This window comes from Aeromicrobium stalagmiti (assembly GCF_013283745.1).
Taxonomy (GTDB): Bacteria; Actinomycetota; Actinomycetes; order Propionibacteriales; family Nocardioidaceae; genus Aeromicrobium; species Aeromicrobium stalagmiti.
In genome coordinates, this window is the sequence record NZ_JABSTZ010000001.1 from 1,240,313 (window position 1) to 1,254,373 (window position 14,061).

Annotated in this window: 13 protein-coding genes and 1 pseudogene; 12 read left to right on the forward strand and 2 right to left on the reverse strand. The window is 71.1% G+C overall.

Annotation, left to right across the window (positions count from 1 at the left end; genetic code table 11):
• The first annotated feature begins 74 nt into the window (after nt 1-74).
• The 10 genes and pseudogenes from HQK15_RS06075 to HQK15_RS19060 all read left to right on the forward strand — a co-directional run bounded on the left by HQK15_RS06075 (nt 75) and on the right by HQK15_RS19060 (nt 10,179).
• A complete protein-coding gene (locus HQK15_RS06075) occupies nt 75-1,526 on the forward strand; it encodes a DUF1800 domain-containing protein (protein WP_217361353.1) in 1,452 nt (483 codons plus the stop codon).
• Nucleotides 1,523-2,776, forward strand: a complete 1,254-nt coding sequence (locus HQK15_RS06080; RefSeq protein ID WP_173490488.1) for a DUF1501 domain-containing protein — start codon at nt 1,523-1,525, stop codon at nt 2,774-2,776. The genes HQK15_RS06075 and HQK15_RS06080 overlap by 4 nt, the downstream gene beginning before the upstream one ends.
• A gap of 19 nt (nt 2,777-2,795) precedes the next feature.
• Nucleotides 2,796-3,965: pseudogene (locus HQK15_RS06085) on the forward strand (MFS transporter); the annotation flags it as partial.
• 210 nt (nt 3,966-4,175) lie between these two features.
• Complete coding sequence (locus tag HQK15_RS06090) at nt 4,176-4,886, forward strand: sortase domain-containing protein (RefSeq protein ID WP_173490490.1); 711 nt, start codon at nt 4,176-4,178, stop codon at nt 4,884-4,886.
• A gap of 4 nt (nt 4,887-4,890) precedes the next feature.
• The gene (pyrE, locus tag HQK15_RS06095; protein ID WP_173490491.1) at nt 4,891-5,538 is read left to right on the forward strand and encodes an orotate phosphoribosyltransferase; all 648 of its coding nucleotides are present in this window, start codon (nt 4,891-4,893) and stop codon (nt 5,536-5,538) included.
• Nucleotides 5,535-6,152, forward strand: coding sequence for a TrmH family RNA methyltransferase (locus HQK15_RS06100; RefSeq protein WP_173490492.1), 618 nt, complete (start codon nt 5,535-5,537; stop codon nt 6,150-6,152). The genes pyrE and HQK15_RS06100 overlap by 4 nt, the downstream gene beginning before the upstream one ends.
• 54 nt (nt 6,153-6,206) lie before the next feature.
• The gene (locus HQK15_RS06105; protein WP_173490493.1) at nt 6,207-7,571 is read left to right on the forward strand and encodes an FAD-dependent oxidoreductase; all 1,365 of its coding nucleotides are present in this window, start codon (nt 6,207-6,209) and stop codon (nt 7,569-7,571) included.
• Between the two features lie 76 nt (nt 7,572-7,647).
• The gene (fbaA, locus tag HQK15_RS06110; protein WP_173490494.1) at nt 7,648-8,667 is read left to right on the forward strand and encodes a class II fructose-bisphosphate aldolase; all 1,020 of its coding nucleotides are present in this window, start codon (nt 7,648-7,650) and stop codon (nt 8,665-8,667) included.
• Nucleotides 8,668-8,795: 128 nt separating this feature from the next.
• On the forward strand, nt 8,796-9,209 hold the full coding sequence (locus HQK15_RS06115) for a DUF3151 domain-containing protein (RefSeq protein ID WP_173490495.1): 414 nt from the start codon (nt 8,796-8,798) through the stop codon (nt 9,207-9,209).
• 28 nt (nt 9,210-9,237) lie between these two features.
• Nucleotides 9,238-10,179, forward strand: a complete 942-nt coding sequence (locus HQK15_RS19060) for a DUF389 domain-containing protein (protein ID WP_173490496.1) — start codon at nt 9,238-9,240, stop codon at nt 10,177-10,179.
• 12 nt (nt 10,180-10,191) lie between these two features.
• Here HQK15_RS19060 and HQK15_RS06125 read toward each other — a convergent pair whose 3' ends face one another.
• Together HQK15_RS06125 and HQK15_RS06130 are read right to left on the reverse strand one after the other, a co-directional pair.
• Nucleotides 10,192-11,082 carry a diacylglycerol/lipid kinase family protein gene (locus HQK15_RS06125; protein ID WP_173490497.1) on the reverse strand — a complete coding sequence of 297 codons (891 nt, stop codon included), beginning with the start codon at nt 11,080-11,082 and terminating at the stop codon, nt 10,192-10,194.
• Nucleotides 11,083-11,094: 12 nt separating this feature from the next.
• Nucleotides 11,095-12,063, reverse strand: coding sequence for an EamA family transporter (locus HQK15_RS06130; RefSeq protein WP_173490498.1), 969 nt, complete (start codon nt 12,061-12,063; stop codon nt 11,095-11,097).
• Between the two features lie 39 nt (nt 12,064-12,102).
• Between HQK15_RS06130 and HQK15_RS06135 the strand changes: the two genes are divergently transcribed.
• Together HQK15_RS06135 and HQK15_RS06140 are read left to right on the forward strand one after the other, a co-directional pair.
• Nucleotides 12,103-12,636 (forward strand): CGNR zinc finger domain-containing protein, encoded by a 534-nt coding sequence (locus HQK15_RS06135; RefSeq protein ID WP_173490499.1) that lies wholly within the window; start codon nt 12,103-12,105, stop codon nt 12,634-12,636.
• 109 nt (nt 12,637-12,745) lie between these two features.
• Nucleotides 12,746-14,029 (forward strand): adenylosuccinate synthase, encoded by a 1,284-nt coding sequence (locus HQK15_RS06140; RefSeq protein WP_173490500.1) that lies wholly within the window; start codon nt 12,746-12,748, stop codon nt 14,027-14,029.
• The last annotated feature ends 32 nt before the right edge of the window (nt 14,030-14,061 follow it).

A 14,061-nucleotide genomic window follows, 5' to 3' on the forward strand; every position in this document is an offset into this window, starting at 1 on the left:
AGTCCCGCAGGTGTACCAGGCGCGCGTGGTCGAGAAGGAGACTGCACGGAGGGAGCCCCGTGAGCAGTGCACGCATGTCCGCCTCGGTGGCACCCGCCGTGCTGCCGTCGTCGCGCCAGCACGTCGGCAACCGCTTCACGTTCGGCGTGAGCGAGCAGGTCGCGACCGAGCTGCGCGCCGCCTCGAGCTGGAGCTCCTGGCTGGAGAAGCAGATGGCGTGGAGCAGGATCAGCGACCCGCGGGCCACGGCCGTCGCCGGCTGGTACCCCCGGCTCGCCGACTCGCCCGCCGCGGCGTGGAACCGGGTCAAGACCCAGCAGCGCAGCGCCTGGGACTACGGCTTCGACTTCTCCTGCTACACGATGGCGCGCAAGATCGTCGCCCGCCGCCAGGTCCACGAGGTCATGACCGACTTCTGGTCCAACCTGCTCTACATCCCCGCCGGCGAGGACCGCTCGTTCCCGTGGCGCTTCTCCTACGACCAGGTGATCCGCAAGCACGCCCTCGGCAGCTATCGCGCGATGCTGCGCGCGGCGGTCGTGCACCCCGCGATGTCGGGCTGGCTCAACAACTCGTCCAACACCAAGGACGGGATCAACGAGAACCTCGGCCGCGAGCTGCTCGAGCTCTACACCGTCGGCCGTCCGGCGGGCTACGACGAGAACGACGTCAAGAGCTCCGCGCGACTGCTCACGGGCTTCCGGGTGCGGGTCTTCGAGGACTTCGCCGCGTCCTACTCGCCCGACGACCACTACGTCGGTCCGATCTCGGTGCTGGGGTTCCGCCACAGCAACTCCGCGAAGGACGGACGCGCCGCGGTCAACGCCTACCTCGACTACCTCGCGCGCCACCCCTCGACGGCCTATCGGATCGCCAAGCGGCTGTGCGTCCGCTTCGTGTCCGACACGCCGTCGTCGTCGATCGTCAGCGCGGTGCAGAAGGCCTATCGACGTTCCGACACCGACATCAGGGCGACGCTGCGGGCCATGGTGCGTCACCCCGACTTCCAGGCGTCGAAGCGCAAGAAGGTCCGCACGCCGATCGAGGACGTCGTCAACGCCGCTCGGGTGCTCGGGATGCGACCGACCGACTCCACGCGGGGCTCCTCGTTCGCGCAGCACGTCATCTGGATGAGCAACAGCATGGGACAGCGCCAGTTCGAGTGGCCACGGCCCGACGGGTTCCCCGAGACCTCCTCGACGTGGACCTCGCCGGCCCGGGTGCTCCGCACGTGGGACATGCACTACAACCTCGCCGGCAACTGGTGGGGCTCGACCGAGCTGTCGCGCCCGGCGGTCAAGAACCTCCTGCCGACCCGGTGGCCGCTCACGATCGGCCAGATCGTCGACCACCAGTCGCGGATGCTCCTCGGTCGTCCGGCGACCACCGCCCTGCGCCAGTCGGTCGCCAATGCGCTCGACGTGCCGGTGACCTTCCAGGTGGCGTCCGTCGCCGCCGTGACGGACTGGCGGTGGACCGTCGTGCGGGGCGCGGTCCTCAACGCTCCCGAGGGGATGCTGCGATGATCCACGACGACTGCGGCTGCGACGACTACGGCGTGAGCCGTCGCTCCCTGCTGAAGGCGGCGGGGCTCGCGTCGATGGCCGGCGTCGCCACCTCGATGGTCGGCGACGTGCTGACCTCGACGGTCTACGGTGCCGGCGACGCCAACGTCCTCGTCGTGGTGTCGCTGCGAGGCGGTGCCGACGGCCTGTCGATGATCGTCCCGCACGCAGAGCCGGCCTACTACTCGGCCAGGCCGACGACAGGCATCGAGCGGAGCCGGCTCCAGGACGCGGACGACACGTTCGGCCTGCATCCGGCGTTCGCCCCGCTGGGCTCCCTGTGGCAGCAGGGGCGGCTCGCGGGGCTCCACGCCGTGGGGATGGCCACGCCCAACCGCAGCCACTTCGACGCCATGGAGCTGATCGAGGACGCCGATCCGGGCAGCTCGGCCCGGGTCGGGTGGATCAACCGGATGATCGCGGGCCTGGCGGCCTCGCCCGACGTCTTCGACGGCATCCAGATCGGCTCGACGATCACGCCGACCGCGTTGGCCGGCAAGGCGCCGACCCTGTCGACCGTCGAGTTCGGCGACCTCGCCCTGCCCTTCAGGTCCGACGCCGTCCTGAAGGAGCGGGTCCGGTCGGGCCTGGCGCGGCAGTACTCCGCCTACGGCGGTCAGATCGGTGCTGCGGGGGTCAACGCCCTGGCGCTGGCCGAGCGGGCGGCCATGATCGACAGCACGGTCGGCGACGGGCCGCAGGGTGGCGCTGTCTATCCGAAGTACTCGTCGCTGGGGTCGGCGTTGCGCACCACGGCCGGACTCATCCGCTCCAAGGTCGGGGTCAAGGCGGTCGCCGTTGATGCGGGCGGCTGGGACCACCACGTCGACCTCAGGTGGCGGGTCGACGACTCGATCAAGGACCTGGCCCAGTGCCTGGCGGCGTTCTTCCTCGACCTCGGCGCCGACGCGGGTCGTGTCACGGTCGTCACGATGAGCGAGTTCGGACGGCGGCTGCAAGAGAACGGGTCGGCGGGAGTCGACCACGGCTACGGCAACGCGGTGCTCGCCCTGGGGGCCGGGGTCAAGGGCGGCCAGTACTACTCCCGGTGGCCGGGTCTCGGCATCGGCAAGCAGGTCGACGGCGACCTCGCGGTGACGACCGACTACCGCAGCGTCCTGACGGAGATCCTCCGCTCGCGGTTCCCGGCGGTCGACACCTCGAAGGTCTTCCCGGGGGTCTCCTACGACCCGCTCGGCTTCATGGGCTGAGCGGACCCGTCGCGGCCCTACGATGTCGCAGGTGACCGAGCTGAGGCGTACGCGCATCGCGGTGGGTGCGGGATTCTTCCTGCAGGGGCTGGTGTTCGCCGCGATCGTGACCCAGGCGCCGCGCATCAAGGACCGCTTCGACATCGGCGACGGCGGCCTGACCGGCATCCTCGTGCTGGTCGCGGTGGTCTCGGGCGTCGGCAGCGTGGCCGCGGGCATGATCGCGGAGCGTCGGACCAGCGCGGTGGCCTTCCGGCTCGCGCTCCTCGCGATCGGCCTCGGCGCGCTCCTCGTCGGCGTGGCGCCGACACTGCCGCTCCTCGTGGCGGCCTTCGTGGTCTACGGCCTCGGCGTCGGTGCGGTCGACGCTGGCATGAACATGCAGGGTGTGCGGGTGCAGGGCGCCTACGGCACCAGCATCATGGCGAGCTTCCACGGGCTCTGGTCGGTCGGCGGCATCCTCGGTGCGCTGTACGCCGCGGGGGTGGCCGAGGTCGACCTGCCGTTCGCCCTGTCGCTGGTGCTCGTCGCCGTCGCGACCTGGCTGGTGACGCTCGTGGCGTCGCCCTTGTTCATCGCCGCCCAGGAACGTGACCCGGGACTCTCGGCCAAGGGTCTCGACCTGCCGTGGCGTCCGGTGCTGGTCTTCGGGCTGGTCGTGCTGCTCTTCTACGCCTGCGACACGGGCATCCTCACCTGGAGCAGCGTCTACCTCGAGGACGCCCTCGACGCCTCGACGTCGGTCGCTCCGCTGGCCTACGGCGCCTACCAGGCCGGCGCGCTCGTCTCACGGTTCGGCGGTGACCTGCTCGTGCGCCGCATCGGAGCTCAGGCGGTGGTCGGCATCGGCACCACGACCGGAGTCGTCGGGCTCGCCGTGGTCGTCGCCGCGGCTGCGCCGGAGATGGCGATCGTCGGCTTCTTCGTCGTGGGCCTCGGGCTCGCGATCCTCGCGCCGCTGGCGTTCGCCGCGCTCGCCGGTGCGGTGCCGGCCCGGTCGCTCGACGTCGCGATCGCGCGCATGAACATCGCCAACTACCTGGGCGCGATCCTCGGCGGCGGCCTGATCGGCGCGGCCGCCTCGGCCGACCACCTGCGCTGGGCGTTCGTCATCCCGCTCGTGCTGGTGCCGGCGGTGCTGCTGTTCACGCGGGCGTTCCGCACGGCGGACGACGTCGCGGGCGTCTGATCGAGGACCAGAGGGCATAAGTCGGCCCACCGTTCTCGGGGGGTGAAACGGTGGGCCGACAACAGGCGCCAACGGCTGTGAGGCACTTTGACCCTGCACCAAGAATGCTACGCGACCGACCAAGGCGTGTGGCCGTTTTCGCCAAATTTCTCATCTGCTTCTTGGGCGACCACCTGACCGGCCCTCGGCGCGAGTGCGACAATCTCTGTCATGACCGCAGCCCACCTGCCGGCTCCCACCGGCCGCGGCCCCTGGCGACGCATCGTGACCGCCTTCGGCCTTGCCATGATCCTGGCCGGTCTGGGCGTGCTCGTCTGGTTCGCCTGGCAGTACTTCGGCACCAACATCGTCTCCAAGCGCCAGCAGGCCGAGATCAAGCAGACTCTCAAGATCGACTGGGGCAAGGGCATCGACAGCGACGCGATCGGGCTGCTGCGGGTCAAGCGCTTCGGTGACGACTTCGAGGCCCCGATCGTCAAGGGCGTCGACGACGGTGCCCTGGCCCGCGGCGTCGGGTGGGACACCAACTCGGCCAAGCCGGGGCAGATCGGCAACTTCGTGATCGCCGGGCACCGCGTGACCCACGGCGAGCCGTTCGCCAAGTTCCCGAAGCTCAAGCGGGGCGACAAGGTCGTGGTCGAGACCCGCACCGCGATCTACACCTACAAGCTGCGCAACTCCGGCACCTCGATCACGGTCGACTTCACGACGTCGTGGCCGCTGTGGGACGTCCCGGACCCCGACGCACGCGGCGAGGTCCAGACGCGTCCGGTGCTGACGATGCTGACGTGCTCGGAGCTCTTCCACACGCGCAACCGCAGCGTCGTGCTCGGCGACCTGGTCAAGACGGTCAAGAAGACCAAGGACAACACCAAGACGGACGCGGACAGCAAGACCACCGCCCCCACTCCGACGGACTGAGGACATGCAGGACTACCAGCGCGAGTTCATCGAGCTCGCCCTCGACCACGAGGTGCTGCGCTTCGGCGAGTTCACCCTCAAGTCAGGGCGCACCTCTCCCTACTTCTTCAACGCCGGGCTGTTCAACACCGGCGCCCGGCTCGCGGGGCTCGGACGCTTCTACGCCGACGCGATCGTCGACAGCGGCGTCGACTTCGACCTGCTGATGGGCCCGGCCTACAAGGGCATCCCGATCGCTTCCGCCGCCGCGGTGCAGCTCTCGGCGCTCCACGACCGTGACGTGCCGTGGTGCTTCAACCGCAAGGAGGCCAAGGCCCACGGCGAGGGCGGCCTGATCGTGGGCTCGCCGCTGGCCGGTCGTGTCCTCGTGGTCGACGACGTCATCACCGCCGGCACCGCGATCCGCGAGGTCATGGAGATCGTCGCCGGGGCCGACGCCACCGTCGCGGGCATCGTCGTGGCGGTCGACCGTCAGGAGCGGGGCCGCGGCGAGCTGTCGGCGATCCAGGAGGTCGAGCGCGACTTCGGCGTCCCGGTCATCTCGATCATCTCGTTCGACCAGATCATCGAGTACGTCGAGGAGACGGGGCGCCACGCCGAGCACCTGGGCGCGATCCGCGGATACCGCGAGGAGTTCGGCATCGCGTCATGACCGAGCCGGAGCCCCTGCCCGTCGGCCTCGGCCCGTGGCAGGGGGACTGGCCGGTCGGTGACCACTACGACCCCGACCTGCTGCGCGACGGCGACCGGCGCAACGTCGTCGACCGCTACCGCTACTGGACGCTCGAGGCGATCGTCGCCGACCTCGACCTGCACCGTCACCCGTTGCACGTCGCGATCGAGAACTGGCAGCACGACTTCAACATCGGCTCGATCGTCCGGACGGCCAATGCCTTCGCGGTCGCCGAGGTGCACATCGTCGGGCGGCGGCGCTGGAACCGGCGCGGGGCGATGGTGACCGACCGCTACCAGCACGTGCGACACCACGAGAGCGTCGAGGTCTTCGCGGCCTGGTGCGCCGAGGCCGGTCTCGAGGTGATCGGCATCGACAACGTCGACGACTCGGTGCCGATCGAGACCACCGACCTGCCGTCCGCCTGCGTGCTCGTCTTCGGGCAGGAGGGCCCGGGACTGTCCGACGAGGCGCGCGCGGCGTGCCGGCGGACGCTGTCGATCGCCCAGTTCGGCTCGACGCGGTCGATCAACGCCGGCGCGGCGGCCGCGATCGCGATGCACGCCTGGATCAGGCAGCACGCCGAGCTCTGACCGTCGGCGGGCGGCACCGTGCCCCGTGGGGCGGGCGACCGTAGGCTCGGACGCATGAGCAGACGGGTAGTGGTCATCGGCGGCGACGCTGCAGGCATGACGGTGGCCTCGGCGGTCCGCCGCCGCCTGCCGGACGACGACGAGGTCGTCGTGCTGGAGCGCGGCACGTGGACGTCCTACTCCGCCTGCGGCATCCCCTACTGGGTGGCCGGTGAGGTCGAGTCCGCCGACGCGCTGGTCGCCCGGACCCCCGACGCGCACCGCAAGAACGGCATCGACCTGCGGCTCGGCGCCGAGGCCACCGCGATCGACCCGGCGGCACGCACGGTCTCCGTCGCCGGCAGCGAGCCGCTCACGTACGACCGGCTGGTCATCGCGACCGGGGCCGAGCCGATCCGCCCCGACCTGCCGGGCATCGACGGCGACGGCATCCACGGCGTCCAGTCCCTCGACGACGGCCAGGTGATCCTCGACGAGCTCGAGCGCGGCCCACGGCACGTCGTGGTGGTGGGCAGCGGCTACATCGGCCTGGAGATGGCCGAGGCGTGCGTCGCCCGTGGCTTCGACACCACGGTGGTCGAGAAGAGCCCGACCGTCATGCCGATCATCGAGGCAGCGCTGGGCGACCAGGTCGCCGACGCGATGCGGGCGCGCGGCATCCACCTGCGCGCGGGAGTCGGCGTCACCGGCTTCGCGCTCGACGACTCGGGCCGGGTCAGCGCGGTCGAGACCGACGACGGGACGATCGCGGCTGACCTGGTGATCCTGGGCCTCGGCGTCTCGGCGCGGTCGTCGCTGGCCGCCGACGCCGGGCTGCCGACCGGGCCGAAGGGCGGCATCGTCGTCGACGACCGTCAGCGGGTCGACGGCTTCCCGGAGATCTTCGCCGCCGGCGACTGCGTCGCCACTCTCGATCGGGTGACCGGCGAGCTCATCCACATCCCGCTCGGCACCCACGCCAACAAGCAGGGCATGGTCGCCGGTGACAGCATCTCGGCCGACCTGCTCGGCGAGGAGCCGCGGCTCGCCTTCCCCGGTGTCGTCCAGACGGCGATCACCAAGTTCTGCTCGCTCGAGATCTCCCGCACGGGCCTCGGCGAGCGGCAGGCCCGCGAGGCCGGCTTCGACCCCGTGGTCGCCTCGATCGAGACGACCAACTTCGCCGGCTACATGCCGCACCCCGGCACCATGACCGTGATCGCCGTGGCCGATCGCTCGAGCCGGCGCCTGCTGGGAGCCCAGATCGTCGGGGCCGAGGACGCGGCTCTGCGGATCGACGTCGCGGCGACGGCGCTGGCGACCGGCATGACCGTCGACGACGTCGTGATGCTCGACCTGGCGTACGCGCCGCCGTTCTCGTCGGTGTGGAGCCCGATCCAGGTCGCGGCTCGGGCCGCCGTCAAGGCGCTCGCGGGCTGAGAGCGGGGTCGTCGACCGCTGTTCGGCGAGGCTGGAATACTGGCTGCGACTGCCACCCCGTCCACAGGAGATCGTCATGCCCGTCGCCACACCCGAGGTCTACGCCGCGATGCTCGACAAGGCCAAGAGCGAGTCCTTCGCCTACCCGGCCATCAACGTCTCGTCGTCGCAGACCCTCAACGCCGCCCTCGCGGGATTCGCCGAGGCCGAGAGCGACGGCATCATCCAGGTCTCGACCGGCGGCGCCGAGTACTTCTCCGGCCCGACCGTCAAGAACATGGTCTCCGGCTCGCTGGCGTTCGCCGCGTTCGCCGAGGAGGTCGCCAAGAAGTACCCTGTCAACGTCGCGCTGCACACCGACCACTGCCCCAAGGACAAGCTCGACGGCTTCGTCCGTCCGCTGATCGCCGCCTCGCAGGAGCGGGTCAACGCCGGTGGCCTGCCCTACTTCCAGTCGCACATGTGGGACGGCTCGGCCGTCCCGCTGCACGAGAACCTCGACATCGCGCAGGAGCTGCTGGCTGCCGCCGCTGCCGCGCAGATCATCCTCGAGGTCGAGATCGGCATCGTCGGCGGCGAGGAGGACGGTGTCGAGGGCGGCATGGGCGAGCACCTCTACACGACCCCCGAGGACGCGCTCGCGACCGCGGCGGCGCTCGGGCTCGGCGAGAAGGGCCGCTACCTGACGGCCCTGACGTTCGGCAACGTCCACGGCGTCTACAAGCCGGGCAACGTCACGCTCCGTCCCGAGATCCTCAAGGAGGCGCAGGAGGCGGTCGCCGCCACGTACGGCAAGGAGTCGCCGTTCGACCTGGTCTTCCACGGCGGCTCGGGCTCGCTGCCCGAGGAGATCTCGGCCGCGGTCGACTACGGCGTCGTCAAGATGAACGTCGACACCGACACCCAGTACGCGTTCACGCGGCCCATCGCCAGCTGGATGATGTCCAACCACGAGGGCGTGCTGAAGGTCGACGGCGAGGTCGGCAACAAGAAGCACTACGACCCCCGTGCGTGGGGCAAGGTCGCCGAGGCCGGCATGGCGGCTCGCGTCGCCGAGGCCTGCACCGCGCTGCGGAGCGCCGGCACCTCGCTCTGATCCAGCCCCGGCCGCCGGTTCACCACGGTCCCTGAGCAAGCAGACACCTCCCGAGGGAAATCTCCCTCGGGAGGTGTCTGCCTGCTGCGGGGAGTGGTGCCTCGGCGACGGGTGACAGGATGGGCGCCATGACGAACCTCTTCGGTGAACCGCCCGCCACCCTGCTGCCCGAGGACCCGGGAGCCGCCGAGCTCGCCGCCGGCGACAGCCCCCAGTCGGTGGCGTCGCTGCACCCTGACTCCGCTCTCGCCTGGGTGACCCTGGCCGAGCTGGCCCTGGCGGAGGGACGTGACCTCGAGGGCTATGCCTTCGTCCGGACGGGATACCACCGCTCGCTCGACCTGCTGCGCCGCAACGGCTGGAAGGGCCACGGCCCCCTGCCGTGGGAGCACGAGCCCAACCGCGCGTTCCTGCGCTCGCTGGCCGCGCTGGCCGACGCGTCGGAGCGTCTCGGCGACGACGGCGAGGCCCACCGCTGCCGCGAGTTCCTGCACGAGTCGAGCCCCGAGGCGTACGCCGCGCTCGTCGCCCCGAAGGGCTGACGACCGGGACCCGGGGGAGGAGGCGACGGTGCTCCACGTCCAGGTCGTGGCGTCGGCCGAGGTCTGCGACCGGGTCGTCGACTGCCTGAAGGTCGATCCCGCGGTCGTCGACCTCGTCCTGGTCCGCGGGGCCGCGGTGGCCGGTGCGGGAGACCTGCTGGCGTTCCACGTCGCGCGCGAGGGCGCGGACGTGGTGGTCCGTCGCTTGCACGAGCTGGGGGTCGACCGGGTCGGCTCGATCTCGATCTCGGAGCCGCTGGCCGTGATGTCCGCAGCGGCCGACGCGGCCGAGGCCAGTGCCCCGGGTCACCCCTCGGACGGCGTGGTGTGGGCCCAGGTGGAGAGCCAGGCCCGTCGCTCGGCCGCGGGCTCCTGGTCGTTCTTCGTCTTCCTGACCATCGCCTGCCTGATCGCCGGCGTGGGGCGCTACCTCGACCAGCCGATCCTCATCATCGGCGCGATGGTCGTGGGTCCGGAGTTCGCTCCCGTGGCGGCGATCTGCCTGGCGATCGCCCGGCGACGACCAGGGCTGGCCGGTCCGGCACTCGGCACGCTGACGGCGGGCTTCGGCGTCGCGCTGGTCGTGTCGTGGGCCGTCTGGTCGGTGGCCCACGTCCTCGGCGGGCTCGACACGGTGCAGGCGACGACCGGCGACCTGACCGAGTTCATCGTCAAGCCCGACATCTGGTCGTTCGTGGTGGCGCTCCTGGCCGGGTGCGTCGGCGTGCTGTCGCTGACGGCGTCGCGGTCGTCGGCGCTGGTGGGTGTCTTCATCTCGATCACGACCGTGCCGGCCGTCGCGACGGCGGGACTGACGCTGGCGGTCGGTGCCTGGGGCGAGGCTGCGGCATCGGGGCTGCAGCTCGCGATCAACCTCGCCGGGCTGCTCCTCGCCGGCACCGTGACCCTGGCCGTGCAGTCGTTGCTGTGGCGTCGCCTTGCCGGCCGGAGGAGATCCGCCGGAGCGTGAGGGCGCTCGGGCCTACGGCACGTACATCGTCATCGCGGCGGGCCGCAGGCTCCAGCGGTAGTGCGGTGACGCCGACGTGAGCTCGCCGTCACTGGTGCAGCGCAAGGCGTCGCCCCGCACCTCGACCTCGGTGCCTCGCAGGTAGACGACGTCGTCGCGCCGGTGGTGCTCGCCGCGGCGGACGCTGAACGCATAGGCGATGCGGCGCCGCGGTGACTCGGTGTAGGACACCGACACGTCGAGCCGGCCGTCGGACGGGTCGGCCTGGGGCAGCAGAGGTGCGCCGCCCCCGACGAACCGGCCGTTGCCGACCGCGACCTGGATGACGGGCTCCTTGCGGGTGAGGGCCCGGCCGTCGACGGTGATCGTCAGACGTGCCCCCGGCGTGGTCAGGCCCTTGAGCCCGGTGAGGGCGGCGCCGACGGCGTAGCCGACGGGCCCGAGGGCCTTCTTCCACGGACGGGCAGCGGCGGCGGCCTCCGCACCGATCCCGATGTGGGCGGCGTTGACGACGACGGCGTCGGTGCCGTCGACGATGAGGTCGATCGGGCGGGTGCTGCCGGCCGCGATCACGCGGGCCGCTTCGACCGCGTCGCCCGGCAGCTCCAGCGTCGCCGCGAAGTCGTTGCCCGTGCCGAGGGGCACGAGCCCGACCGTCACGGAGTCGAGCCTGCCCGCCTCGTGCAGCGCCGCCACGACCGCGTGCAGGCTCCCGTCGCCGCCGAGCACCGCCACGGCGTCGAGGCCCGGTCGGTCCGCGAGAGCGGAGGACAGGTCGTCGGGGCTGGAGGTGTGGACCAGCTCGACGTCGAACGCGTCGCGCAGGACGGCGACGACCTGGTCGGTGACGGTGTCGTCGGCGGTGCCGGCATCGGCATTGGCGATCGCGAGGAGGCTCTTCATGGAGCCGCCAGACTACGGGGTGGAGGGGACCGGCGGCGGATCCTCGACCTGCGGCTCACCCAGGCGGACGACCACGACGCCGACCAGGATCAGTGCGCCGCCGATCAGCTGGACCGACCGGGGCGTCTCCGCCAGCAGCAGCCAGGCGAACACCACTCCGGCGACGGCCTCGGACAGCCCGACGAAGGCCGCGAGCCGTGACCCCAGGCGACGGGTGCCCGCGATGCCCAGGACGTACGCCAGGCCGGCCGTGACGGACCCGAGCACCAGCACCGTGAGCCACCACGGGAACGCCGTGCCGCGCAGGACGACGTCGGCGCGGGTCGCGGCCAGCGGGATGACGCCGACCAGCCCGGCCGCGAGCAGCACCACGCCGCCGAGCAGCAGGCCGCCGGCGGCGAGCACGAGGCCCGGCAGGCCGTTGTCCTCGTCGGCGGAGATGACCCAGTAGAACGCCGCGCAGACCATCGAGCCGAGCGCCCACACGACGCCGATCCCGTCGAGCTCTGCGCCTGACAAGAGGTCGAGCACGAGGACGAGGCCCGCGACCGCGGCAAGCGCGCCGACCACGGTGAGCCGCCCGGGGCGCTGCCCGTGCCGCAGCCACATCCAGCCGATGACGGCGACGGGGCAGGTGAACTCGATGAGCAGCGCGATGCCGACCTGCATGCGGTCGACGGCGTTGAAGTAGGCGAGCTGGCACCCGGCCACGGCGATGAGGCCGTAGGCGATGATCAGCCCGGCGTTGCGGCGCACCAGGTGCCAGCGGCCGCGCAGCGTCACGAGCGCGGGGATGACGAGGACCGCGGCGGCGACGAGCACCCGAGCGGTGACAGCGGCGCCCGGTGTCCAGCCCGCGGTGATGAGTCCCTTGGCCAGGGGGCCCGACAGGGCGAACGATCCGGCCGCCGCGAGCGCGAAGCCGGTGCCGGAGGCGACACGCGACGGGGGCAGCGTCGTGTCATGAGTCAAGGTGGCCATGACATGTGACAGTACGGCGACCGCATGTAAGGTGTCAACATGGTCTTCGCTCATGACACCGAGCTGGCGCTGCTGGCTGCCGTGGGGCTGGTCAACTCCGGGCAGGAGCCCGACTCGCTCGCGCAGGTCGCCGACGTCGTGGCGTTCTACGACGATCACGGCTACACCGGCCGGATCGACCGCGACGACGCCGAGCTCGCCGAGATGCGTGACCTCCGCCCGCTCCTGCGCCAGCTCCTGACGAGCTCGCGCGACGAGGCCGTCGACCTCGTCAACGAGATGCTGCGCCGCACGCACGCCCTGCCCCAGCTGGTCCGGCACGACCCGCTCGACTGGCACCTGCACGCCGTGTCCGACGACCGGCCGCTGGCCGAGCGGGTCGAGGTCGAGTCGGCCATGGCGATGGTCGACGTGATCCGGGCCGACGAGCTCTCGCGGCTCGACGTGTGTGCCGACGAGACGTGCGACGGCCTCGTCCTCGACCTGTCGCGCAACCGGTCCCGTCGCTTCTGCAGCACGGCGTGCAGCAACCGGGCCGCCGTCGCCGCCTACCGCGCCCGTCAGTCCGGGTGACCCGCCCGCGCGGACACAGATGCCACGCGGAGCGTGAATTCCGCTAGGCTTGGCCGGTAAGAGCCCCGCGAGAACGGGGCTTGTCGCATGTGTGAGGGTGGTGCATCCCATGCCCGCAGTCGTCATCGTCGGAGCCCAGTGGGGCGACGAAGGCAAGGGCAAGGCCACGGACATCCTGGGTAGCCGGGTCGACTACGTGGTGAAGTTCAACGGCGGCAACAACGCCGGGCACACGGTCGTCATCGGCGACCAGAAGTACGCCCTGCACCTGCTGCCCAGCGGCATCCTCAGCCCCGGCTGCGTGCCCGTCATCGGCAACGGCGTCGTCGTCGACCTCAAGGTGCTGTTCGAGGAGATCGACGGGCTCAACGAGCGCGGCATCGACACGTCCAAGCTCGTGGTCAGCGCCAACGCGCACGTCATCGCCGACTACAACAGGACGATGGACAAGGTCGCCGAGCGCTTCCTCGGCAGCCGCAAGATCGGCACGACGGGCCGCGGCATCGGCCCGACCTACGCCGACAAGATGAACCGCCTCGGCATCCGCATCCAGGACCTCTTCGACGAGAAGATCCTGCGCCAGAAGGTCGAGGGCGCCCTCGACCTCAAGAACCAGATCCTCACCAAGATCTACAACCGTCGCGCGGTCGAGGTCGACGAGATCGTCGAGGAGCTGCTGTCGTACGTCGACCGCCTCCGCCCCATGGTCGCCGACACCCCGCTGCTGCTGCACGACGCGCTCAAGGCCGACAAGACCGTCCTGCTCGAGGCCGGCCAGGCCACGCTGCTCGACGTCGACCACGGCACCTACCCCTTCGTGACGTCCTCGTCGGCGACGACCGGCGGCGCGTGCACCGGCTCGGGCATCGCGCCCACCGAGATCACCCGCGTCATCGGCATCGTCAAGGCCTACGCCACCCGCGTCGGCGAGGGGCCCTTCCCGACCGAGCTGTTCGACGCCGACGGTGAGCAGCTGCGCACCAACGGCGCCGAGTTCGGCACGACGACGGGCCGCCCGCGTCGCTGCGGCTGGTACGACGCGCCGATCGCTCGCTACGCCGCGCGCATCAACGGTGTCACCGACTTCGTCCTGACCAAGCTCGACGTGCTGACCGGCTGGGAGCAGATCCCGGTGTGCGTCGCGTATGACGTCGACGGCGAGCGGGTCGACGAGATGCCGATGACGCAGACCGGGTTCCACCACGCCAAGCCGATCTACGAGTACTTCCCCGGCTGGTCCGAGGACATCTCCGGCGCGCGCACGTTCGAGGACCTGCCGCAGAACGCGCAGGACTACGTGCTGGCGCTCGAGGGCATGTCGGGCGCACGCATCTCGACGATCGGCGTCGGGCCCGACCGCGAGCAGTCGATCGAGCGGCACGACCTGCTCTGAGGGGCGCCCTGTAGTCCGAACGAACCATTTCG

Bases quoted from the DNA above. Each gene is read 5' to 3' on its own strand.
- HQK15_RS06090 (WP_173490490.1), top strand. From the start codon at position 4,176: ATGACCGCAGCCCACCTGCCGGCTCCCACCGGCCGCGGCCCCTGGCGA.
- HQK15_RS06130 (WP_173490498.1), bottom strand. From the start codon at position 12,063: ATGGCCACCTTGACTCATGACACGACGCTGCCCCCGTCGCGTGTCGCC.
- HQK15_RS06080 (WP_173490488.1), top strand. From the start codon at position 1,523: ATGATCCACGACGACTGCGGCTGCGACGACTACGGCGTGAGCCGTCGC.
- HQK15_RS06125 (WP_173490497.1), bottom strand. From the start codon at position 11,082: ATGAAGAGCCTCCTCGCGATCGCCAATGCCGATGCCGGCACCGCCGAC.
- HQK15_RS06140 (WP_173490500.1), top strand. From the start codon at position 12,746: ATGCCCGCAGTCGTCATCGTCGGAGCCCAGTGGGGCGACGAAGGCAAG.
- HQK15_RS06135 (WP_173490499.1), top strand. From the start codon at position 12,103: ATGGTCTTCGCTCATGACACCGAGCTGGCGCTGCTGGCTGCCGTGGGG.
- HQK15_RS06075 (WP_217361353.1), top strand. From the start codon at position 75: ATGTCCGCCTCGGTGGCACCCGCCGTGCTGCCGTCGTCGCGCCAGCAC.
- HQK15_RS06100 (WP_173490492.1), top strand. From the start codon at position 5,535: ATGACCGAGCCGGAGCCCCTGCCCGTCGGCCTCGGCCCGTGGCAGGGG.
- HQK15_RS06115 (WP_173490495.1), top strand. From the start codon at position 8,796: ATGACGAACCTCTTCGGTGAACCGCCCGCCACCCTGCTGCCCGAGGAC.
- HQK15_RS06105 (WP_173490493.1), top strand. From the start codon at position 6,207: ATGAGCAGACGGGTAGTGGTCATCGGCGGCGACGCTGCAGGCATGACG.
- fbaA (WP_173490494.1), top strand. From the start codon at position 7,648: ATGCCCGTCGCCACACCCGAGGTCTACGCCGCGATGCTCGACAAGGCC.
- pyrE (WP_173490491.1), top strand. From the start codon at position 4,891: ATGCAGGACTACCAGCGCGAGTTCATCGAGCTCGCCCTCGACCACGAG.